This is a genomic window from Mycobacterium sp. GA-0227b, from assembly GCF_001499855.1.
Classification (GTDB): domain Bacteria; phylum Actinomycetota; class Actinomycetes; order Mycobacteriales; family Mycobacteriaceae; genus Mycobacterium.
In genome coordinates, this window is the sequence record NZ_LQIK01000004.1 from 128,890 (window position 1) to 144,996 (window position 16,107).

Consider the following 16,107-nt stretch of genomic DNA (forward strand, 5'->3'; position numbering starts at 1 on the left):
TGCTCGTCTTCGCGCCCCCGGCCGTTGCCGAACTGTTAACGTTCGCGCCGTGGGTCGGGGATTCCGGGTTGTCGTCGCACTGTTGAGCTTCTTCCTCACTACGGGAATGGCGACGGCGGCAGCCGACGACCCGACCATCGACGACCATCATCCGTACTTCAACGAGGACGAGTACCAGGCGTTCTACACTCCGCCAGATCCGTTGCCGCCGGGCCAACCTGGCGACGTCGTCCGCTCGGAGCCGTCCCGGCTGGTGTTGGAGCCATCGGGTCAACTCGGCATGATCATGGCCGACGGGACACGAATCATGTACCGCAGCAACGACGCTCGCGGAAACCCGAACGTCGTCACCGGCACCTACTTCGAGCCGCACGTCCCCTGGCCGGGGCAGGGGACGCGCCCGCTGATCGTCTACGGTCCCGGAACGCAAGGGCAAGGCGACCAGTGCGCACCGTCTCGACAGTTCAATCAGGGCATCCATTGGTCGCCTTACCTCGATTTGGCTTTCAACTACGAAGAGCTGTTCGTCGCGACGATGGTCGCGCGCGGCTTCGCGATCGTCATGACCGATTACGAGGGCTTGGGCACCCCGGGGCTGCACACCTATGCGAATCGGGTGTCGCAGGGCCACGCGATGCTCGACGCGGCGCGCGCCGCCAAGCGTTTACCCGGCACGTCGCTGACTCAGCATGGGCCCGTTGCGTTCTGGGGCTACTCGCAGGGCGGGGGCGCGGCGGCATCTGCAGCCGAGATGGCGTCGTCATACGCGCCCGAACTCCACGTGGTCGGCTCCTACGCCGGCGCGCCGCCGGCCGACCTCAAGGCGCTGTTCCCGTTCATCGACGGCAGCATGTTGATCGGAGCCGTGGGTTATGCGCTGAATGGGGTGATGGCGGCCTACCCCGAACACGAGGAAGCGATCAGGGCGACGCTGACCCCGCGCGGCGCTGACATGCTCTTCAAGGTGCAAGACCAGTGCGTCGCCGAGACGCTCACGAAATTCATGTTTCGACACCTGCAGCCCTACTTCAACCAGGACATATTCGCGCTCGTCGAAAAGGAGCCGTTCAAGTCGCTGTTCGACGAACAGAGGCTGGGGCGCATGAAACCCAATGCCCCGGTGCTGATCAACGCGAACCGGTTCGATCCGCTGGTTCCTTGGGCGCCGGCGATGCAGCTCGGTCGCGACTGGTGCGCCCAGGGCGCCGACGTCGAGGCGCGTACCAACGAGCAACCGCCGTTTCTGAACAAAGCGATGGTCAATCACGCGCTGCCGATGCTCGTCGACGGGGAACCGGCGATGCAGTGGATCGCCGACCGGTTCAACGGCAAACCGACCGCTTCCAATTGCGGGCGCTTCTAGAGCGTCGTGTCCGCGGGACGCTAGCGCTGTAGTTCGTCGAGCAACCGGATGACGGGCGTGTTCGGGGGAAGAAGCCGCACCTCGTCGAAGCGGCGAGCAGCTTCGAGAAACTGGGGTGCAGCCGACGACAACCCGGCCAGCACACGGGCGGCGTCGTCCTCACGGCCGGCCAGTGCCAACACAAGTGCGGTCCACAACGCGATGTCGGGATCCCGCAAGGGATCCGGAGCAGGTGCCCCGTCGAGTCTGGCGAGCGCGTCTTGGGTGTTGCCGCCAAGTGCGAGATCGAATGCTTCCACGGCATTGTGGTAGCGAGTATTGAGCGCGAGAAGCTGATCCAGCATGCCGAGCGGATCCTCGTGGTCGTCGACACGCAGATCGACCAGGCGGTCGTGCCACGGCCGACCGGTCGTGGTCGGATCGACTACGACCATCGCCGCTGAGCGCTTGCCGCGAATGTCACCGCCTTCGTCTTCTGCCGCATGTAGTGCCCGGGCCAGCCGCGCCGGCACCGATGCCTCCGTGTGCTCCCAAGCGTCGACCATGGCCTCCCAGACGGCTTCTGACACAACCATGTTCGCGAGGGCCACGCAGCCATTGCCCTCGAGGTGACCGGCCGCGGGGACACACGCTTCGCCGGTGTAGACAGCGATGTTGCCGCAGGTGTCGATCATTGCCACCTGGCGGCGTTCAGGATTCGCGTCCACGCTGCGCAACGCGGTCAGCGCCTCGCCTGCGGTCAGCCCCGAGCGCAGGATGTCCAGACCTAGTTCGCCGTACATGGGTTCACCCATCGACTGGGTAGCGATCGCCCCGCTGCCGGACATCGCCCACGGAACGCTGCTGCCCACCGCGAACGCCTGAGATTGGCAGGCGACGCCCATCAGGCCGGTCCGGGCGTCACGAGCGACGATGGAGTAGGTCATTCGGCGACCATACGGCGCACTTCATGCAGGGCACCATCGCTGTCGGCCGGTCGGCGGAGTTTCTCTGTCCCATGGGTGAAGCGGGATGGCGCGTCAACCGCGATGGACCGCTCGGCAATCTGCCCGTCCCCATGACGAATACGCGTTCACGGCGGCGGGTACCCGTTCGCGGTATCCACACGTCTGGAGGGACAAGACAATGACCACCCCACACCGCCCGTCCGATCAACCCGCCGCCGCGTCGGCCAGGCGCGAGGTCATCGCGTCGTTCGACAACTACCCCGACGCGCAACACTTGGTGGACCGCATGTCCGACGGCGGCTTTCCGGTGGCCCACGTCAGCATCGTGGGCGACGGGGTACGAACGGTCGAGCGCGTGACCGGCCGGATGACGAACGGGAAGGCCGCGCTGGCGGGCGCCGGCAGCGGTGCATGGTTCGGCCTGTTGATCGGCCTGCTCTTCGCGATCTTCGCGGTTGGTCCGTTATGGATATGGGTCGTCTTGATCGCGCTGGTCATCGGCGCGTTCTGGGGTGCTGTGTTCGGCTTCGTCGCCCATTGGTCCACTCGGGGCAGCCGGGACTTCTCGAGTATTCAGACCTTGGAAGCCCAACGCTACGACGTATACGTCGCTGCCGACCATGCTGCAGAGGCCGCACGTTACGTCACGCCGGCGTAACCCGCTGTGACCTAACTTTGCTCTACGCTCGGAGCACGGCGGCTCACGAATCTGCAACGGTTGCAACGACTTCGGACGCGACCGCCGCCGATCCGGCGGAACACGAGGTTTGACTGCGGGCGCAACGCCCGCGGAGCCGCTGCTACGCCGGATATTCGTCGCGCTTGCGCGGCCAGTCAGAGAAGTCCTCGCCACGCCCTTTCGGCGCCCGGTCCAAGAGTTGCCACGTCGCGTTAAGGGCCTCGGTGCCGCGGTCGTAGGTCGAGTACGTGTGGTAGACGACTCCATCCTCCAGCGCGAAGCAGCTCAGCGCCATCAACTCCATGACGTCGAGCATGCTCCCGCTACCCGACCCGTAGTCGCGGCGTGCCGTCGGAACATGCATGTACTCGAAGAAGTCGGCGTCGAAGTCGGTGCCGCCAGAGGACACCCACTCGATGTCCCAACCCATCCGCTGCTTGTACGCGGTGAGGACAGGCAGCGGCGACCGCGACGAGAGGATGAACGTCACGTCCCGGTGCGCCAGATGCGGCACCGCGCCGACCAGGTTGTCGGTTTCGAACGTGCACCCCGGGCAGCCCTCCGGAGTCTTCGGCCCATGCATGAAGTGCCGCACGATCAGCTGTGAACGACCGTCGAACAACTCGGCGAGCGTTCGCTGCCCGGCCGTGGTGTCGAACAGATACTGCTTGTCGACCCGCACCCAGGGCAGTGCCTGACGTTCCCGGGCGAGCTCAGTGGACCGTCGGGTCAGCTCCTTCTCCTTCGCCAGCTGCCGCTCGTAGGCGGCTCGCCACTGTTCGCGCGTGCTCACCGCGTGTGTCGCCGGACTGTCGCCGGCAATCCGGTTCCGTGTCATCTTTCTTCCTCCCGGATGTGTCGATGCTCATCTGAACAGACCATCGGTGCTGACGGAACTCATCGGCGGGTCCGGCTACGCTCGCCGCGTGCTCATCGTGATCGAGGGTGTCGACGGTGCCGGCAAGCGGACGCTGACCAACGGCCTGCGCACGGCATTCGAGGCCGCCGGCCGAACGGTGACCAGCCTGGCGTTTCCGCGCTACGGCCACTCCGTCGAGGCCGATATGGCCGCTGAGGCGCTGCACGGAGCCCACGGTGACCTGGCGGATTCGGTCTACGCGATGGCGGTGCTGTTCGCGCTCGACCGGGCGCGCGCCCGTGCCGAGATCGAGCGCCTGCAGGCCGCCTACGACGTGGTGCTCCTCGACCGCTACGTCGCGTCCAACGCCGCCTACAGCGCTGCGCGCCTGCACCAGGGTGCCGACGGGGAGGTCGTCGACTGGGTGCGGGTCCTCGAGTACGAGCGGCTCGCACTGCCGAGACCGGATGCCCAGGTGCTGCTGGCCGTCCCGACCGAACTGGCGGCAAGGCGGGCCGAACACCGCGCCAACACCGAGGCCGACCGGCCCAAAGACGCTTATGAACGCGACGGCGGGCTACAGCAGCGGACCTCCGACGTCTATACCGCGCTGGCCGCCGGTGGCTGGTGCGGCCGCTGGGAGACCGCCGGACCCGACGTCGATGCCGCTGCGCTCGCGGCGCAACTGGCCGGCCGATAGGCCGCACCGACCCTCTTCGCCGGTCAACTGCGAAACGCGCCGTGTGGTAGCCGGGGTTTATCGCAATTCGGTGACACCATGGACTCCATGAGGCAAAGGATTCTGGTTGTCGACGACGACCCTTCGCTGGCCGAGATGCTCACCATCGTGCTGCGGGGCGAAGGCTTCGACACCGCGGTCATCGGTGACGGCACCCAAGCGCTCACTGCAGTCCGCGAACTGCGGCCCGACCTGGTGCTGCTCGACTTGATGCTGCCCGGCATGAACGGGATCGACGTGTGCCGGGTGCTGCGTGCCGATTCCGGTGTGCCGATCGTCATGCTCACCGCCAAGACCGACACCGTGGACGTGGTGCTGGGGTTGGAGTCGGGCGCGGACGACTACGTGATGAAGCCGTTCAAGCCCAAAGAGCTCGTCGCCCGCGTCCGCGCCCGGCTGCGGCGCAACGAGGACGAGCCCGCCGAAATGCTGTCCATCGGTGACGTCGACATCGACGTGCCGGCGCACAAGGTCACCCGGCAGGGCGAACAGATCTCGCTGACGCCGCTCGAGTTCGACCTACTGGTGGCGCTGGCACGCAAACCGCGGCAGGTGTTTACTCGTGATGTGCTGCTCGAACAGGTGTGGGGATACCGGCACCCCGCCGACACCCGTTTGGTGAACGTGCATGTCCAACGCCTGCGCGCCAAGGTCGAGAAGGACCCGGAGAACCCGCAGGTGGTGCTGACTGTTCGAGGAGTGGGATACAAGGCCGGACCGCCGTGATCTCACACGGCTCGGCCGTGGCCGTGATCCCGCACGGCTCGGCCGTGGTCATGAGATTCACCGCCCGGCGGTGGCCGTGATCCTTCACCGCTCGGCGGTGACGATCTCCACCGCCAGGGTGGACCCCGTCATTTTGACCGCTCGGCGGTCGCCGTGATCTTCAGCTCGAGGCGACGCATCCATCGTCGATCGGCACCGCTGGTACGTGGCCTGGGCGCGCTGGGTCGGGCGCTGAGCCTCGCCTGGCGGCGCTCCCTGCAGCTGCGCGTGGTGTCGTTGACGCTCGGGCTGTCGCTGGCGGTCATCCTGGTGCTCGGCTTCGTGCTGACCAGCCAGATCACCGACCGCATTCTCGAGGTGAAGGTGCGCGCCGCCACCGAGGAGATCGACCGCGCCCGCTCCACGGTCAGCGGCATCGTGGGCGGCGAAGAGACCCGATCGCTGGACAGCAGCCTGCAGCTCGCGCGCAACACCTTGATCGACCGCACCGCCGACGCCGACCCTGGGCTGGCGGGCACCTTCGACGCCGTTCTGTTGGTGCCGGGGGACGGCCCGCGCGCGGCGACCGCGGCTGGGCCGGTCCAGCAGGTGCCCAACGCGCTGCGCGAATTCGTCAAGGCCGGCCAGGTCAGCTACCAGTACGCGACCGTGCACACCGACAGCTTCTCGGGACCTGCCCTGATCGTCGGCAGCCCGACGTCCTCGCCGGTGACGAACCTGGAGCTGTACCTGATCTTTCCGCTGAACAACGAGGAATCCACGATCGCGCTGGTGCGCGGCACGATGGCCACCGGCGCGGTGGTGCTGCTCGGCCTGCTCGCCGCGATCGCCTTGCTGGTCGCACGCCAGATCGTGCTGCCGGTGCGCTCGGCGTCGCGGATCGCCGAGCGGTTCGCCGAAGGCCATCTCACCGAGCGCATGCCGGTGCGCGGCGAGGACGACATGGCCCGCCTCGCCGTGTCCTTCAACGACATGGCCGAGAGCCTGCACCGCCAGATCACCCAACTGGAGGAGTTCGGCAATCTGCAGCGCCGGTTCACTTCCGACGTCAGCCACGAGCTGCGCACCCCGCTGACGACGGTGCGCATGGCCGCCGACCTGATCCACGACCACAGCGAGGACCTCGACCCCGCGCTGCGCCGGTCCATCGAGCTGATGGTCAGCGAGCTCGACCGATTCGAGACCCTGCTCAACGACCTGCTCGAGATCTCGCGCCACGACGCCGGCGTCGCCGAACTGTCCGTCGAGTCGGTGGACCTTCGGTCGACGGTGCAGAGCGCGCTGGACAACGTCGGGCACCTCGCTCAGGATGCCGACGTCGAGCTCATCGTCGACATGCCCGCGCGGGAAGTCATCGCCGAGGTCGATCCGCGGCGCGTCGAGCGCATCTTGCGAAACCTCATCGCCAACGCCATCGACCACGCCGAGCGCAAGCCGGTCCGGATTCGCATGGCCGCCGACGCGGACACCGTCGCGGTCACCGTCCGCGATTACGGCGTCGGACTGCGACCGGGCGAGGAGAAGCTGGTGTTCAGCCGGTTCTGGCGGTCGGATCCGTCGCGGGTACGGCGTTCCGGCGGCACCGGTCTCGGCTTGGCGATCAGCATCGAAGACGCCCGCTTGCACCAGGGCAGGCTGGAAGCCTGGGGCGAGCCGGGCAAGGGCGCGTGTTTCCGCCTCACGCTGCCGCTCGTCCGGGGGCACAAGGTCACGGCCAGTCCACTGCCGATGAAACCTGTTGCCCCCGAGGCGTCGTCGCGACGCACCCGCGATCGCGAACCCGCCCAGGAGTCCGTGTGAGGCGGCTGCTGGCCGTCGTGTGGCTGCTCGCGGTGGTGCTTGCCGGCTGCGCGGGCGTCCCGAGTTCGTCGTCGCCGCAAGCCATCGGCACGGTCGATCGCCCCGCCCCGCCCAGCCTGCCCAAACCGACGCCGGGCATGGACCCCGATGTGCTGCTGCGCGAATTCCTCAAAGCCACGGCCGACCCCTCGAACCGGCACCTGGCGGCACGCCAGTTCCTCACCGAATCCGCGTCTCGTACTTGGGATGACGCGGGCAGCGCGCTTTTGATCGACAACGTGGTGTTCGTCGAAACCCGTGGCCCCGAGCGGGTTTCGGTGACCATGCGTGCCGACATCCTGGGGTCACTGTCGGACATGGGAGTTTTCGAGACCGGGGAGGGTGCGCTGCCCGACCCTGGCCCGATCGAGCTGGTGAAGACGCCGGACGGCTGGCGCATCGACAAGTTGCCCAACGGCGTTTTCCTTGACTGGCAACAGTTTCAGGCCACTTACAAGCGCAACACCCTGTACTTCGTCGACCCGACGGGCAGCACCGTGGTGCCCGACCCCCGTTATGTCGCGGTGTCCGATCCCGACCAGTTGGCCACCGAACTGGTGAGCAAGCTGATCGCCGGGCCGCGTCCGGAGATGACCAAGACGGTTCGAAACCTGCTCGAGCCGCCGCTGAAACTTCGCGGTCCGGTGACCCGAGCCGACGGCGGCAAGACGGGCGTCGGCCGCGGATACGGCGGGGCTCGGATCGATCTGGACAATCTGTCCACCACCGACCCGCACAGTAGGCAACTGCTTGCCGCGCAGCTGATCTGGACACTGTCCCGCGCCGGTATCAACGGGCCGTACGTGATCAACGCCGACAGCGTGCCCCTCGACGAGCGGTTCGCCGACGGGTGGGAGACGTCCGACGTGGCGGCCACCGATCCGGGAGCGGCCTCCGGCGTCGCGGCGGGTCTGCACGCGCTGGTGGGCGGCTCGCTCGTCGCCCTCGACGGTCAGCGGGCGCCCCGAGTTCCCGGGCCGTTCGGGCAGATGCCGAACCAGACCGCGGCTGCGGTGTCCCGCACGGGGCAGGAGGTCGCGTCGATCGTCACGTTGCGCGCCGGCGCACCCGACATGGCGTCGTCGATGTGGGTGGGTGCGCTCGGCGGGAACGCCTCACAGGTGCTCGACGCCAGAGAGCTCTCGCGCCCGAGCTGGGCTCTCGACAACGCGGTGTGGGTGGTGATCGACGGCAACAACGTGGTGCGCGTCATCCAGGACGCCTCGGGCCAGCCGGCGCGCATCCCGGTCGACTCCACGCTGGTGTCGACCAAGTTTCCCGGCCCGATCACCGAATTGCAGCTCTCCCGCGACGGCACCCGCGCCGCGATGGTCATCGAGGGCCGGGTGATCCTGGCCGGCGTCGAGCAGACGCCGGGCGGTGGCTTCGCGCTGACCTACCCGCGGCGGCTCGGCTTCGGCCTACGCGACACGGTGGTTTCGCTGTCGTGGCGCACCGGCGACGACATCGTGGTCAGCCGGACCGATCCCCAGCATCCGGTGTCCTACGTCAACCTCGACGGCGTCAACTCCGACGGGCCGAGCCGCAACCTGCTGATGCCCGTCACCACCGTGGCGGCCAACCCGTCGACCGTGTACGTGGCCGATGCGCGCGGGATCATGCAACTGTCCGGCTCGGTGGCCGAGGACGACCCGGCGTGGGCCGAAGTGCGTCCGCTGATGGTGGCGGGTGCCGAACCCGTGTTGCCCGGCTGACCCATTCGAGACGCTCACGACCCTGGTGCAGAAATCGGCGAAGGTCGCGGGTTGACCAATCGCACGGTCGGCCACCAGAACCACCGGCCGAGCAGCGCCACCAGCGACGGCAGCACGAACGTACGCACGACGAGCGTGTCGAGCAGCAGACCCACGCCGATGGTGATGCCGATCTGCGCGATGCTCAGCACGCTGCTGCCGGCCAACGCGAACATCGTGATACCGAAGACGAGGCCCGCCGTCGTGACCACGCCGCCCGTGGCGCCGAATGCCCGCACAATCCCGGTGCCCGGCCCGGCATGCGCCTCCTCGCGAATCCGCATGGCCAGCAACAGGTTGTAGTCAGCACCGACCGCAACCAGCGCGATGAAAGAAATCGGCGCCACCGCCCAGTGCAGGTCGTGGTGCAACAGGTGTTGCCAGATGACGACGCTGGCGCCGAGCGCGGCCGCATACGACACCGCGACGGTGCCCACCACGACGATGCCGGCGACCGGACTGCGCAACAGCAGCGCAACGATTCCGAAGATGAGTGCCAACGTCACCGCCATCAGCATGGTCGTGTCGCCGTCGACCAGTCGCTGCAGATCGGCGGTCGCCGGACCTACGCCGGTGATGTGCACGGCAGTGGGTTTGAGCGTGCCTTCCTTGGTTGCCTCCCGGACGGCCGTCTCGATCTGCGTGGCCCGGTGGGCGCCGTCGCCGCTCCATTCGTGCCCGTCGCCGTAGACCAGAAGGTAGGTGGCGCGCCCGTCGTCGGACATCAGTTGGTCCAGCGCCGAACGCAGCGCCGGATCGGCGAGCGCGCGCTGCGGCATATAGAACCCGCCTGCTGCGCTACCCCGAAACGCGGTGGCGACCTCTTGCAGATAGTCGGTCAGCTCGCGCAACTGCGGACCCAACGACGTCGTCAGCGACGCGAGATCGGCAGTCGCGGCGCGGGCCTGTCGCAACTGGGCGCTCATCGCATCCACTGCCGGCGGCAGAGCCGTCAGCGCCTGAGTGGCATCGGCGGACCCATCGGTGAGTTTGGTTGCCCCGGTGGTCAATTGGGCCGAACTTCGGATGACGTCGTCGGCGGGTTGCACCACTCGGGCGACAACAGAACAGATCGGATTGGCCGGACAGTTCGGTGTCGATGACACGAAACCACGGAGCGGGTCGAGGTATCCCGACACCGTCGTGACGTTTGTCTGCAAACCCGACATTCCCGCCCGCATGTCGGCGGCTGCCGCCCCCATCCGGCGCAGCCCCGCGGCGCTGCCCTGCAGACCGTGTGACAGCTGATCGACCGCGGTGCTCATCGATGCCAGCGCATTGTCGAGCTCCGCTATGCCGCCCAGCCGTTCGGTGAGGCGATCGATCATGGCGGCGAATTGTTCACCGATGATGCCCGCCTGCCCGCTGAGCGTGGCCTCGTCGGGCACCGTGCCCGCCGGGCGACTCGCCGACTGCACCATCCGCACGCCCGGTATGGCCATGATCTGCCGGGTGATCCGCTCGACGGCGATCAGCCCAGCGGGGTTGCGGATGTCGTGTGGGGCGGCGACGTTGACAACCGTGGCCAGCAGGTGGTTGGCCCCGAAGTGGCGGTCGGCGGCGGCGTAGCCTTGGTTCGATTCGGTCTCCGCCGGAGTCGCCGCCGGCTCGTTCCACCCGATCCGCAGCCCCGCAACGGGAATGGCGGCGACGACGATCAGTGCGGCACTGGCGATCAGGATCGGAGCGGGCCAACGTGCCACGTGCACACCGATCCGCCGCCACCGCCGTGCGCTCGTTGAGGGGCGGGGTTCCAGCCGGGCACGGCGGCCGGCGAGCGCGATCAATGCCGGGGTCAGCGTCATCGACGCCAGCATGGCCACCAGAACGCCGACTGCACAAGGGAGTCCGGTGCTGCGAAACATCCCGATCTCCGCGAAACTCAGACTCGTCAGCGCCGCTGCGATGGTCAGCGCCGAACCCACGATGACGGGCGCGACCCCCCGGTAGGCGTTCACCAGTGCGGCCGTCGACGGATCACCACGCCGCCTGCCCTCGTGATAGCGCCCGATCAGAAAGATCGCGTAGTCGGTGCCCGCGCCCAGCATCATCGCGGCCAGCAACGCAACGGAGAACAACGACACCTCGGCGAGTCCGGCGTCGCCGAGTGCGGCCACGATCGGTCGCGCCACCGCGAGGGCGAGGCCCACCGATATCAGCGGAATCGCGGCGCCGACCGGTGATCGGTAGACGATCAGCAAGAGAAGCAGAATCAGCGCGACGGTCGCCGCGGTGATGCCCAGCATCTGCCGGTCGATCGCGCGGAACTCATCGGCGATGGTGGCACCGGGACCGGTGACGTAGACCCGCAAGCCGTCCGGCGGGTCGAGTCCCGTCACGATGCTGCGCAGTGCGTCTACGGCGTCGGCCGCTCGAGAGGTCCCGAGCATCCCCGATAGCCGCGTCATGACAGTGACTGCGCGACCGTCCGCGCTCTGGGCTCCGGCGGCCGTTGCGGGGTCGGACCACAGGTCGGTCACCGCATACACATGCTCGTCGTCGGCGCGCAGGCTTGTGACGAGCCGGTGGTAGAACTCGCGATCGTCGGCGCCGAGGGGTCGTTCAGCCTCTAGGACAACGTAATTGAGGTTGTTGCTGGGTCTCTCGCCGAGCAGCGTGGCGCCTTGCACCGCGGCGACCGAACTGGGCGCCTGGGCGGGCATGAAGGAACGGGAGTGAGTTTGCACCACCCGTTCCAGCTGCGGCACCGCGAGGTTTGCGGCGCCCGCGGCGACGACCCAGACGACGATGACCCAGATGGCGTAGCGGCTCGTGAGATGTGCCAGCCGCTCCGCCACCTCAGGCCACCGTCTGAGCACTGCCCGGAACGGTGTAGAGATCGACGATGCGCTGCTCACCGTGTTCGAGGGCACGCACCCGCACCGATCGGCGCGCCGCCGCATCGAGCAGCGCCCGCAATCCGGGATGGGCGGCGGCCAGGTCGGCACGTGCTTGTGCGGCCGAAATGTCGTCATGGGCGGCTTGATCCAGCTTCGCCGTCAGCATCGTGATCCACCGGTGGCGCAACGAGAGCAACAGGCCCTCTTCGCCGCCGAAGAGCCGATCCACCTCGGAAGCCCTGCCGTTCAACACAAGAGCACCCTCTGGATCGGTGCCGGCGTGGTCGATCATGTCGGCCATGAAGGCCATGCGTTCGTGCAATGTTGACCATGTCATGGCTTCGACGCTACGAAGGTGCGGTGTCTTCGCGCGTCGTGCCAGGGGCCGGTTCTCGTCTCCTACCAGGGTCGGAAGCCGGGTACCTACCGCGGGATGATGTACCAGGTAGGTGGGGTCTTCTACGATCGAACGATGCTGCGCGCGGCGACGGCCTACGTGCGAGAGTGGATTCGCCGAAGGGGTGAGCTGGTCCCGCTCGGTTTCAATTGGGCCTTCGTGATCTTCACCGATGTCAGCATCGTCGGCATCGTGTTGATCGCGGCGCTGCAACGGCCGGCCACGGATCTACCGGCGACGCTGCTCGCGATCGCGGTCGCCGTCGCACCGTTCGCCCTTTTCATTCTCCTCGGCGCCCAGACAACGTTCAAAGCTCCGGTGCTTTGTGCTTCCGGGACAGCGGCCACCGCGATCTTCCTGTTTGCCACCTCGACGCCGGTCCCCGCCGACTTCTCGCCGCTGCTGCTGGTGCTGACGGTCGGGGTGGTCGGGGCGCTCACGAACATGCTCGGTGGTCTCGTGGCGACCGCAGTCGCAGCCGCGGTGCTCGTCACCGCGTCGGCGTTGGACCGACTCGACGTCATCGCGCTGTATCTGAGCTTTGTCGGAATGGGTTGGCTGGTGGGCTTTCTCATGCACACCCAGCAGCAGCTGATCATCAAGCAACAGCAGGCACAGGATCAGCTCGCCGAGCACGCCGCGGCCGACGAGCGGCGGCGCATCGCGCGCGAGGTGCACGACGTCATCGCGCATTCCCTGTCGGTGACGCTGCTGCACACCACCGCGGCCCGTCGCGGACTGCAGCAAGACCGGGATGTCGATGACGCGATAGACGCTCTCGAGCAGGCCGAACAACTCGGCCGCCAAGCGATGGCCGACATCCGCCGCACCGTCGGCCTGCTCGACGGCGCACCGATGAAGCCCGCACCGGAGCCGGGTGCGATCGAGATCCCAAGCCTTGTCGAGGAGTTTCGACGCGCGGGACTTCAGGTGGACCTTGACGTCGATGGCAGGCTGGATCGGGCGTCGGCAGCGGTGGGTTTGGCGCTGTACCGGATCACCCAGGAATCGCTTGCCAACGTCGCCAAGCATGCCCCTGACGCAAAATCTACGGTCTCTCTGGCGATCTCGCGAACCTCGGCGGCGTTGACCGTCGTCAATCAACTGCCTGTCGCAGTCGCCACCCCGGCGGGCGAAGGGCGGGGGCTGCGGGGAATGCGCCAGCGCATCGAATTGCTGGGCGGGCGCATCGAAATCGGACCGTCGCAGGACGGGTGGACAGTGCACGCCGACATCCCGCTCGATGAAGTAAGTGGTTGGCGTCCACCCTGGTGTCCATCGTGACCGGGGACGTCGCACCGATCGCGGTCCTGCTGGTCGACGACCAGGACCTGGTGCGGTCGGGCCTGCGCCGCATTCTGCGCCGCAAGGACGGCTTCGTGATCGTCGCGGAATGCTCCGACGGCGACGAGGTGCCCGCCGCCGTCGCCCGCCACAGTCCCGACGTCGTCGTCATGGATCTGCGGATGCGGCGCGTCGGCGGAATCGAGGCCACCCGGATGCTCTGCGCCGGCGGCGGTCCACCGGTGCTCGCGTTGACCACCTTCAACGACGACGAACTGCTTTCGGGCGTGCTGCGCGCCGGCGCTTCAGGTTTCGTGCTCAAGGACTCGTCGGCCGAGGAGCTGATTCGCGCCGTCCGGGCCGTCGCCCGCGGGGACAGCTACCTCGACCCGGCGGTGACCGCCCGGGTATTGGCGACCTACCGCAGTGCCGCCCAGCCGCCGCGCGGCACCGCGCTCGCGGAGCTGACCGCACGCGAGGCCGATGTCCTGACCCTGATCGCCAAGGGCCGCTCCAACTCCGAAATTGCCGAGGAGCTGTTCATCTCGGGCGTCACCGTCAAGAGCCACATCGGCCGCATCTTCGTCAAACTCGGTCTGCGGGACCGCGCCGCGGCCATCGTCTACGCCTACGACAACGGGATCGTCGCCCCGCGTTAGGTCGACGACACCCCCGGGATGCGGCCTTCCCGGAACGCCTCGACGAAATGCCGGTGATCGTCGCGCACGGTGGCCGCGTACTCGAGCCCGAACCTCACCATGTCCGAGGCGAATTCGTCGACTCGGTCGCCGATGGCCGCATCGATGGCGTCCTCGGTCTGGAACTCGACCACCTTCTGATCGCTGTCGACGTCACCGACACAGTGCACCTTGGCCACCGCCCGGCCCAGCTGCTCGATCACTTCGGCCAGTTCGTCCGGCTCGGTCAGCTCGCTCCAGTCCAGATCGGCTTCGTAGGGCGATATCTCGCTGACGACGAAGCCGACGCCGTCGATGTCGGTGTAGCCGAGCAGCGGATCGGCGTGTGCCTGCAGCGCGCGTTGAGACACCGCGGTGCGGTGGCCGTGATGGTGGAAGTGCTTCCCCAGGCTGCTGGCGTCGACGACGCGACTGGGCGCAGCGACGTTGCCCTGCTTCATCGACAGCACCGCGTCATTGTCCAACGCCTGGTTGAATCCTTCTATCAGCAGCGTGTAGGTGGGCAGGCCGGCGCTGCCGATTCCGTGGCCGGTCTTGCCGATCACGTCCTTGATGTCGTAGGTGATGCCTTGAAAGCGCTTGGTTTTCGGGATGGTGTCGAGATACGTGGCGAAGGCGGCCTCCACTTTTTCGCGTTCGGCGTCGTCGAGCCGTCGCACGCCTGCGGCGTCCCGGAAGCGTCGGTCCCAATCGTCGACCGCGGTGAGACGGTCCAACATCTCGGCCCTGGTGGACAACCGGGCGCTCTGCAACGCCGACAGCACGGCACCGCGCGCGGTGTCGAGATTCAGCGAGAAGCTCGAGTCGTCGTCGGCGCCGAGGAACCACCGCACCTGGTCGACGTAGGAGCGCACGAACGTGTCGATGAGACTGCTGATCTGATGATCCGACAGCGCCTTCTGCCAACACATCAGCGCCACGCTGGCGGCGAAGCGCATCACGTCCCAGGTGAAGTGCCCGATGTAGGCCTCGTCGAAGTCGTTGACGTCGAAGATCAACTTGCCTGCGCCGTCCATGTAGGTGCCGAAGTTCTCGGTGTGCAGATCGCCTTGTATCCACACGCGGCTCGTGCGTTCGTCAGCCCACCGATCATCGCGGCGCGCCACGTCGGCGTAGAACACGCAGGCGCTGCCGCGGTAGAACGCGAACGGATCGGCCGCCATCTTGCGGAACTTCGTGCGGAACGCATCCGCGTCGGCCTCCATCAGATCGGCGAACGCCGTCGACAGGCAATCAACGATGAACGACTCCCGCTGGTCTTGCATGACCGACGGAGTACCCCATCTCGATGTCACCGATAACCGCCACACTGCCGACATGCTGGATCTGGTGCTACCGCTGCAGTGCGGTGGATGCGGCGCCCCGTCGACGCGGTGGTGCGACGCCTGCGCCGCGACGTTGACGGTCAGGCCCGAGGACCCGCACGTCATCGTGCCGCGAGTGGACCCTGGCGTACCGGTGTATTCGCTGGGGCGCTACGCGGGACCCCGGCGGTCGGCCGTCATCGCGCTCAAGGAGCACGGCCGCGTCGACTTGTTGCAACCGCTCGCAGCAGCGCTCCGGGCCGGTCTCGTTCACCTGCTCACGTGGGGACTGGTCGACACCCCGCTGACGGTGGTCCCCGCACCCACCCGAAGGTGGGCGGCCCGGCGGCGCGGCGGAGACCCGGTCACCCGGATGGCAAGGACGGCCACGGATGACCTGCCGGGCGTGGCCGTCGTCCCCGCGTTGCGGACCCGCGCGTTCGTCGCCGACTCGGTGGGCTTGTCCACGGCCGACCGCCAGCGAAACATCGCGGGACGGGTCAAGGCGGTCCGGCCGGTCACCGGCGAGGTGCTCGTCGTCGACGACATCGTCACCACCGGCGCGACCGCCACCGAATCGGTCCGCGTGCTGCATACCGGTGCGGCACACGTGACGGCAGTGTTGGTTGTGGCCCACGCCTGACCGGCCGCCTGCCCGCCCCATATCAGACCGATGTG

The 16,107-nt window shown here is 67.5% G+C and carries 14 protein-coding genes; 9 read left to right on the forward strand and 5 right to left on the reverse strand.

Features of this window, described 5'->3' with window-relative positions:
- Positions 1-106: 106 nt before the first annotated feature.
- A complete protein-coding gene (locus tag AU185_RS05590) occupies positions 107-1,363 on the forward strand; it encodes a lipase family protein (RefSeq protein ID WP_059099014.1) in 1,257 nt (418 codons plus the stop codon).
- A gap of 20 nt (positions 1,364-1,383) precedes the next feature.
- On the opposite strand, the gene AU185_RS05595 is transcribed toward AU185_RS05590, so the two are convergent.
- Positions 1,384-2,289 carry a DUF1028 domain-containing protein gene (locus AU185_RS05595; protein ID WP_059099013.1) on the reverse strand — a complete coding sequence of 302 codons (906 nt, stop codon included), beginning with the start codon at positions 2,287-2,289 and terminating at the stop codon, positions 1,384-1,386.
- Positions 2,290-2,488: 199 nt separating this feature from the next.
- Here AU185_RS05595 and AU185_RS05600 point away from each other — a divergent pair, with 199 nt between their 5' ends.
- Positions 2,489-2,968 (forward strand): YflT domain-containing protein, encoded by a 480-nt coding sequence (locus tag AU185_RS05600; protein ID WP_059099012.1) that lies wholly within the window; start codon positions 2,489-2,491, stop codon positions 2,966-2,968.
- 142 nt (positions 2,969-3,110) lie between these two features.
- On the opposite strand, the gene AU185_RS05605 is transcribed toward AU185_RS05600, so the two are convergent.
- Entirely contained in the window at positions 3,111-3,827 is a 717-nt protein-coding gene (locus AU185_RS05605; protein WP_059099011.1) for a DUF899 domain-containing protein, read from the reverse strand.
- 88 nt (positions 3,828-3,915) lie between these two features.
- On the opposite strand from AU185_RS05605, the gene AU185_RS05610 reads away from it, so the two are divergent.
- From AU185_RS05610 to lpqB, 4 genes are all read left to right on the forward strand, one after another.
- On the forward strand, positions 3,916-4,548 hold the full coding sequence (locus AU185_RS05610; RefSeq protein WP_059099091.1) for a dTMP kinase: 633 nt from the start codon (positions 3,916-3,918) through the stop codon (positions 4,546-4,548).
- A 78-nt stretch (positions 4,549-4,626) separates the two neighbouring features.
- On the forward strand, positions 4,627-5,313 hold the full coding sequence (gene mtrA / locus AU185_RS05615; RefSeq protein WP_059099010.1) for a two-component system response regulator MtrA: 687 nt from the start codon (positions 4,627-4,629) through the stop codon (positions 5,311-5,313).
- Between the two features lie 153 nt (positions 5,314-5,466).
- On the forward strand, positions 5,467-7,113 hold the full coding sequence (gene mtrB, locus AU185_RS05620; RefSeq protein ID WP_059099009.1) for an MtrAB system histidine kinase MtrB: 1,647 nt from the start codon (positions 5,467-5,469) through the stop codon (positions 7,111-7,113).
- On the forward strand, positions 7,110-8,867 hold the full coding sequence (gene lpqB, locus AU185_RS05625) for an MtrAB system accessory lipoprotein LpqB (RefSeq protein WP_059099008.1): 1,758 nt from the start codon (positions 7,110-7,112) through the stop codon (positions 8,865-8,867). Before mtrB ends, lpqB begins: the two co-directional genes overlap by 4 nt.
- Before the next feature lie 14 nt (positions 8,868-8,881).
- Here lpqB and AU185_RS05630 read toward each other — a convergent pair whose 3' ends face one another.
- Together AU185_RS05630 and AU185_RS05635 are read right to left on the reverse strand one after the other, a co-directional pair.
- Positions 8,882-11,704 carry an MMPL/RND family transporter gene (locus AU185_RS05630; RefSeq protein ID WP_082683748.1) on the reverse strand — a complete coding sequence of 941 codons (2,823 nt, stop codon included), beginning with the start codon at positions 11,702-11,704 and terminating at the stop codon, positions 8,882-8,884.
- Position 11,705: 1 nt separating this feature from the next.
- Positions 11,706-12,083, reverse strand: a complete 378-nt coding sequence (locus tag AU185_RS05635; protein ID WP_059099007.1) for a hypothetical protein — start codon at positions 12,081-12,083, stop codon at positions 11,706-11,708.
- 135 nt (positions 12,084-12,218) lie between these two features.
- Between AU185_RS05635 and AU185_RS05640 the strand changes: the two genes are divergently transcribed.
- On the forward strand, positions 12,219-13,427 hold the full coding sequence (locus AU185_RS05640) for a sensor histidine kinase (protein ID WP_059099089.1): 1,209 nt from the start codon (positions 12,219-12,221) through the stop codon (positions 13,425-13,427).
- Entirely contained in the window at positions 13,424-14,086 is a 663-nt protein-coding gene (locus AU185_RS05645) for a response regulator (RefSeq protein ID WP_059099088.1), read from the forward strand. Before AU185_RS05640 ends, AU185_RS05645 begins: the two co-directional genes overlap by 4 nt.
- Here AU185_RS05645 and AU185_RS05650 read toward each other — a convergent pair.
- Positions 14,083-15,390, reverse strand: a complete 1,308-nt coding sequence (locus AU185_RS05650; protein WP_059099006.1) for a DUF2252 domain-containing protein — start codon at positions 15,388-15,390, stop codon at positions 14,083-14,085. The two genes, AU185_RS05645 and AU185_RS05650, sit on opposite strands and share 4 nt — an antisense overlap.
- 52 nt (positions 15,391-15,442) lie before the next feature.
- Here AU185_RS05650 and AU185_RS05655 point away from each other — a divergent pair, with 52 nt between their 5' ends.
- Positions 15,443-16,072: a ComF family protein gene (locus tag AU185_RS05655; RefSeq protein ID WP_059099087.1), complete on the forward strand. Its 630-nt coding sequence runs from the start codon at positions 15,443-15,445 to the stop codon at positions 16,070-16,072.
- Positions 16,073-16,107 lie beyond the last annotated feature (35 nt).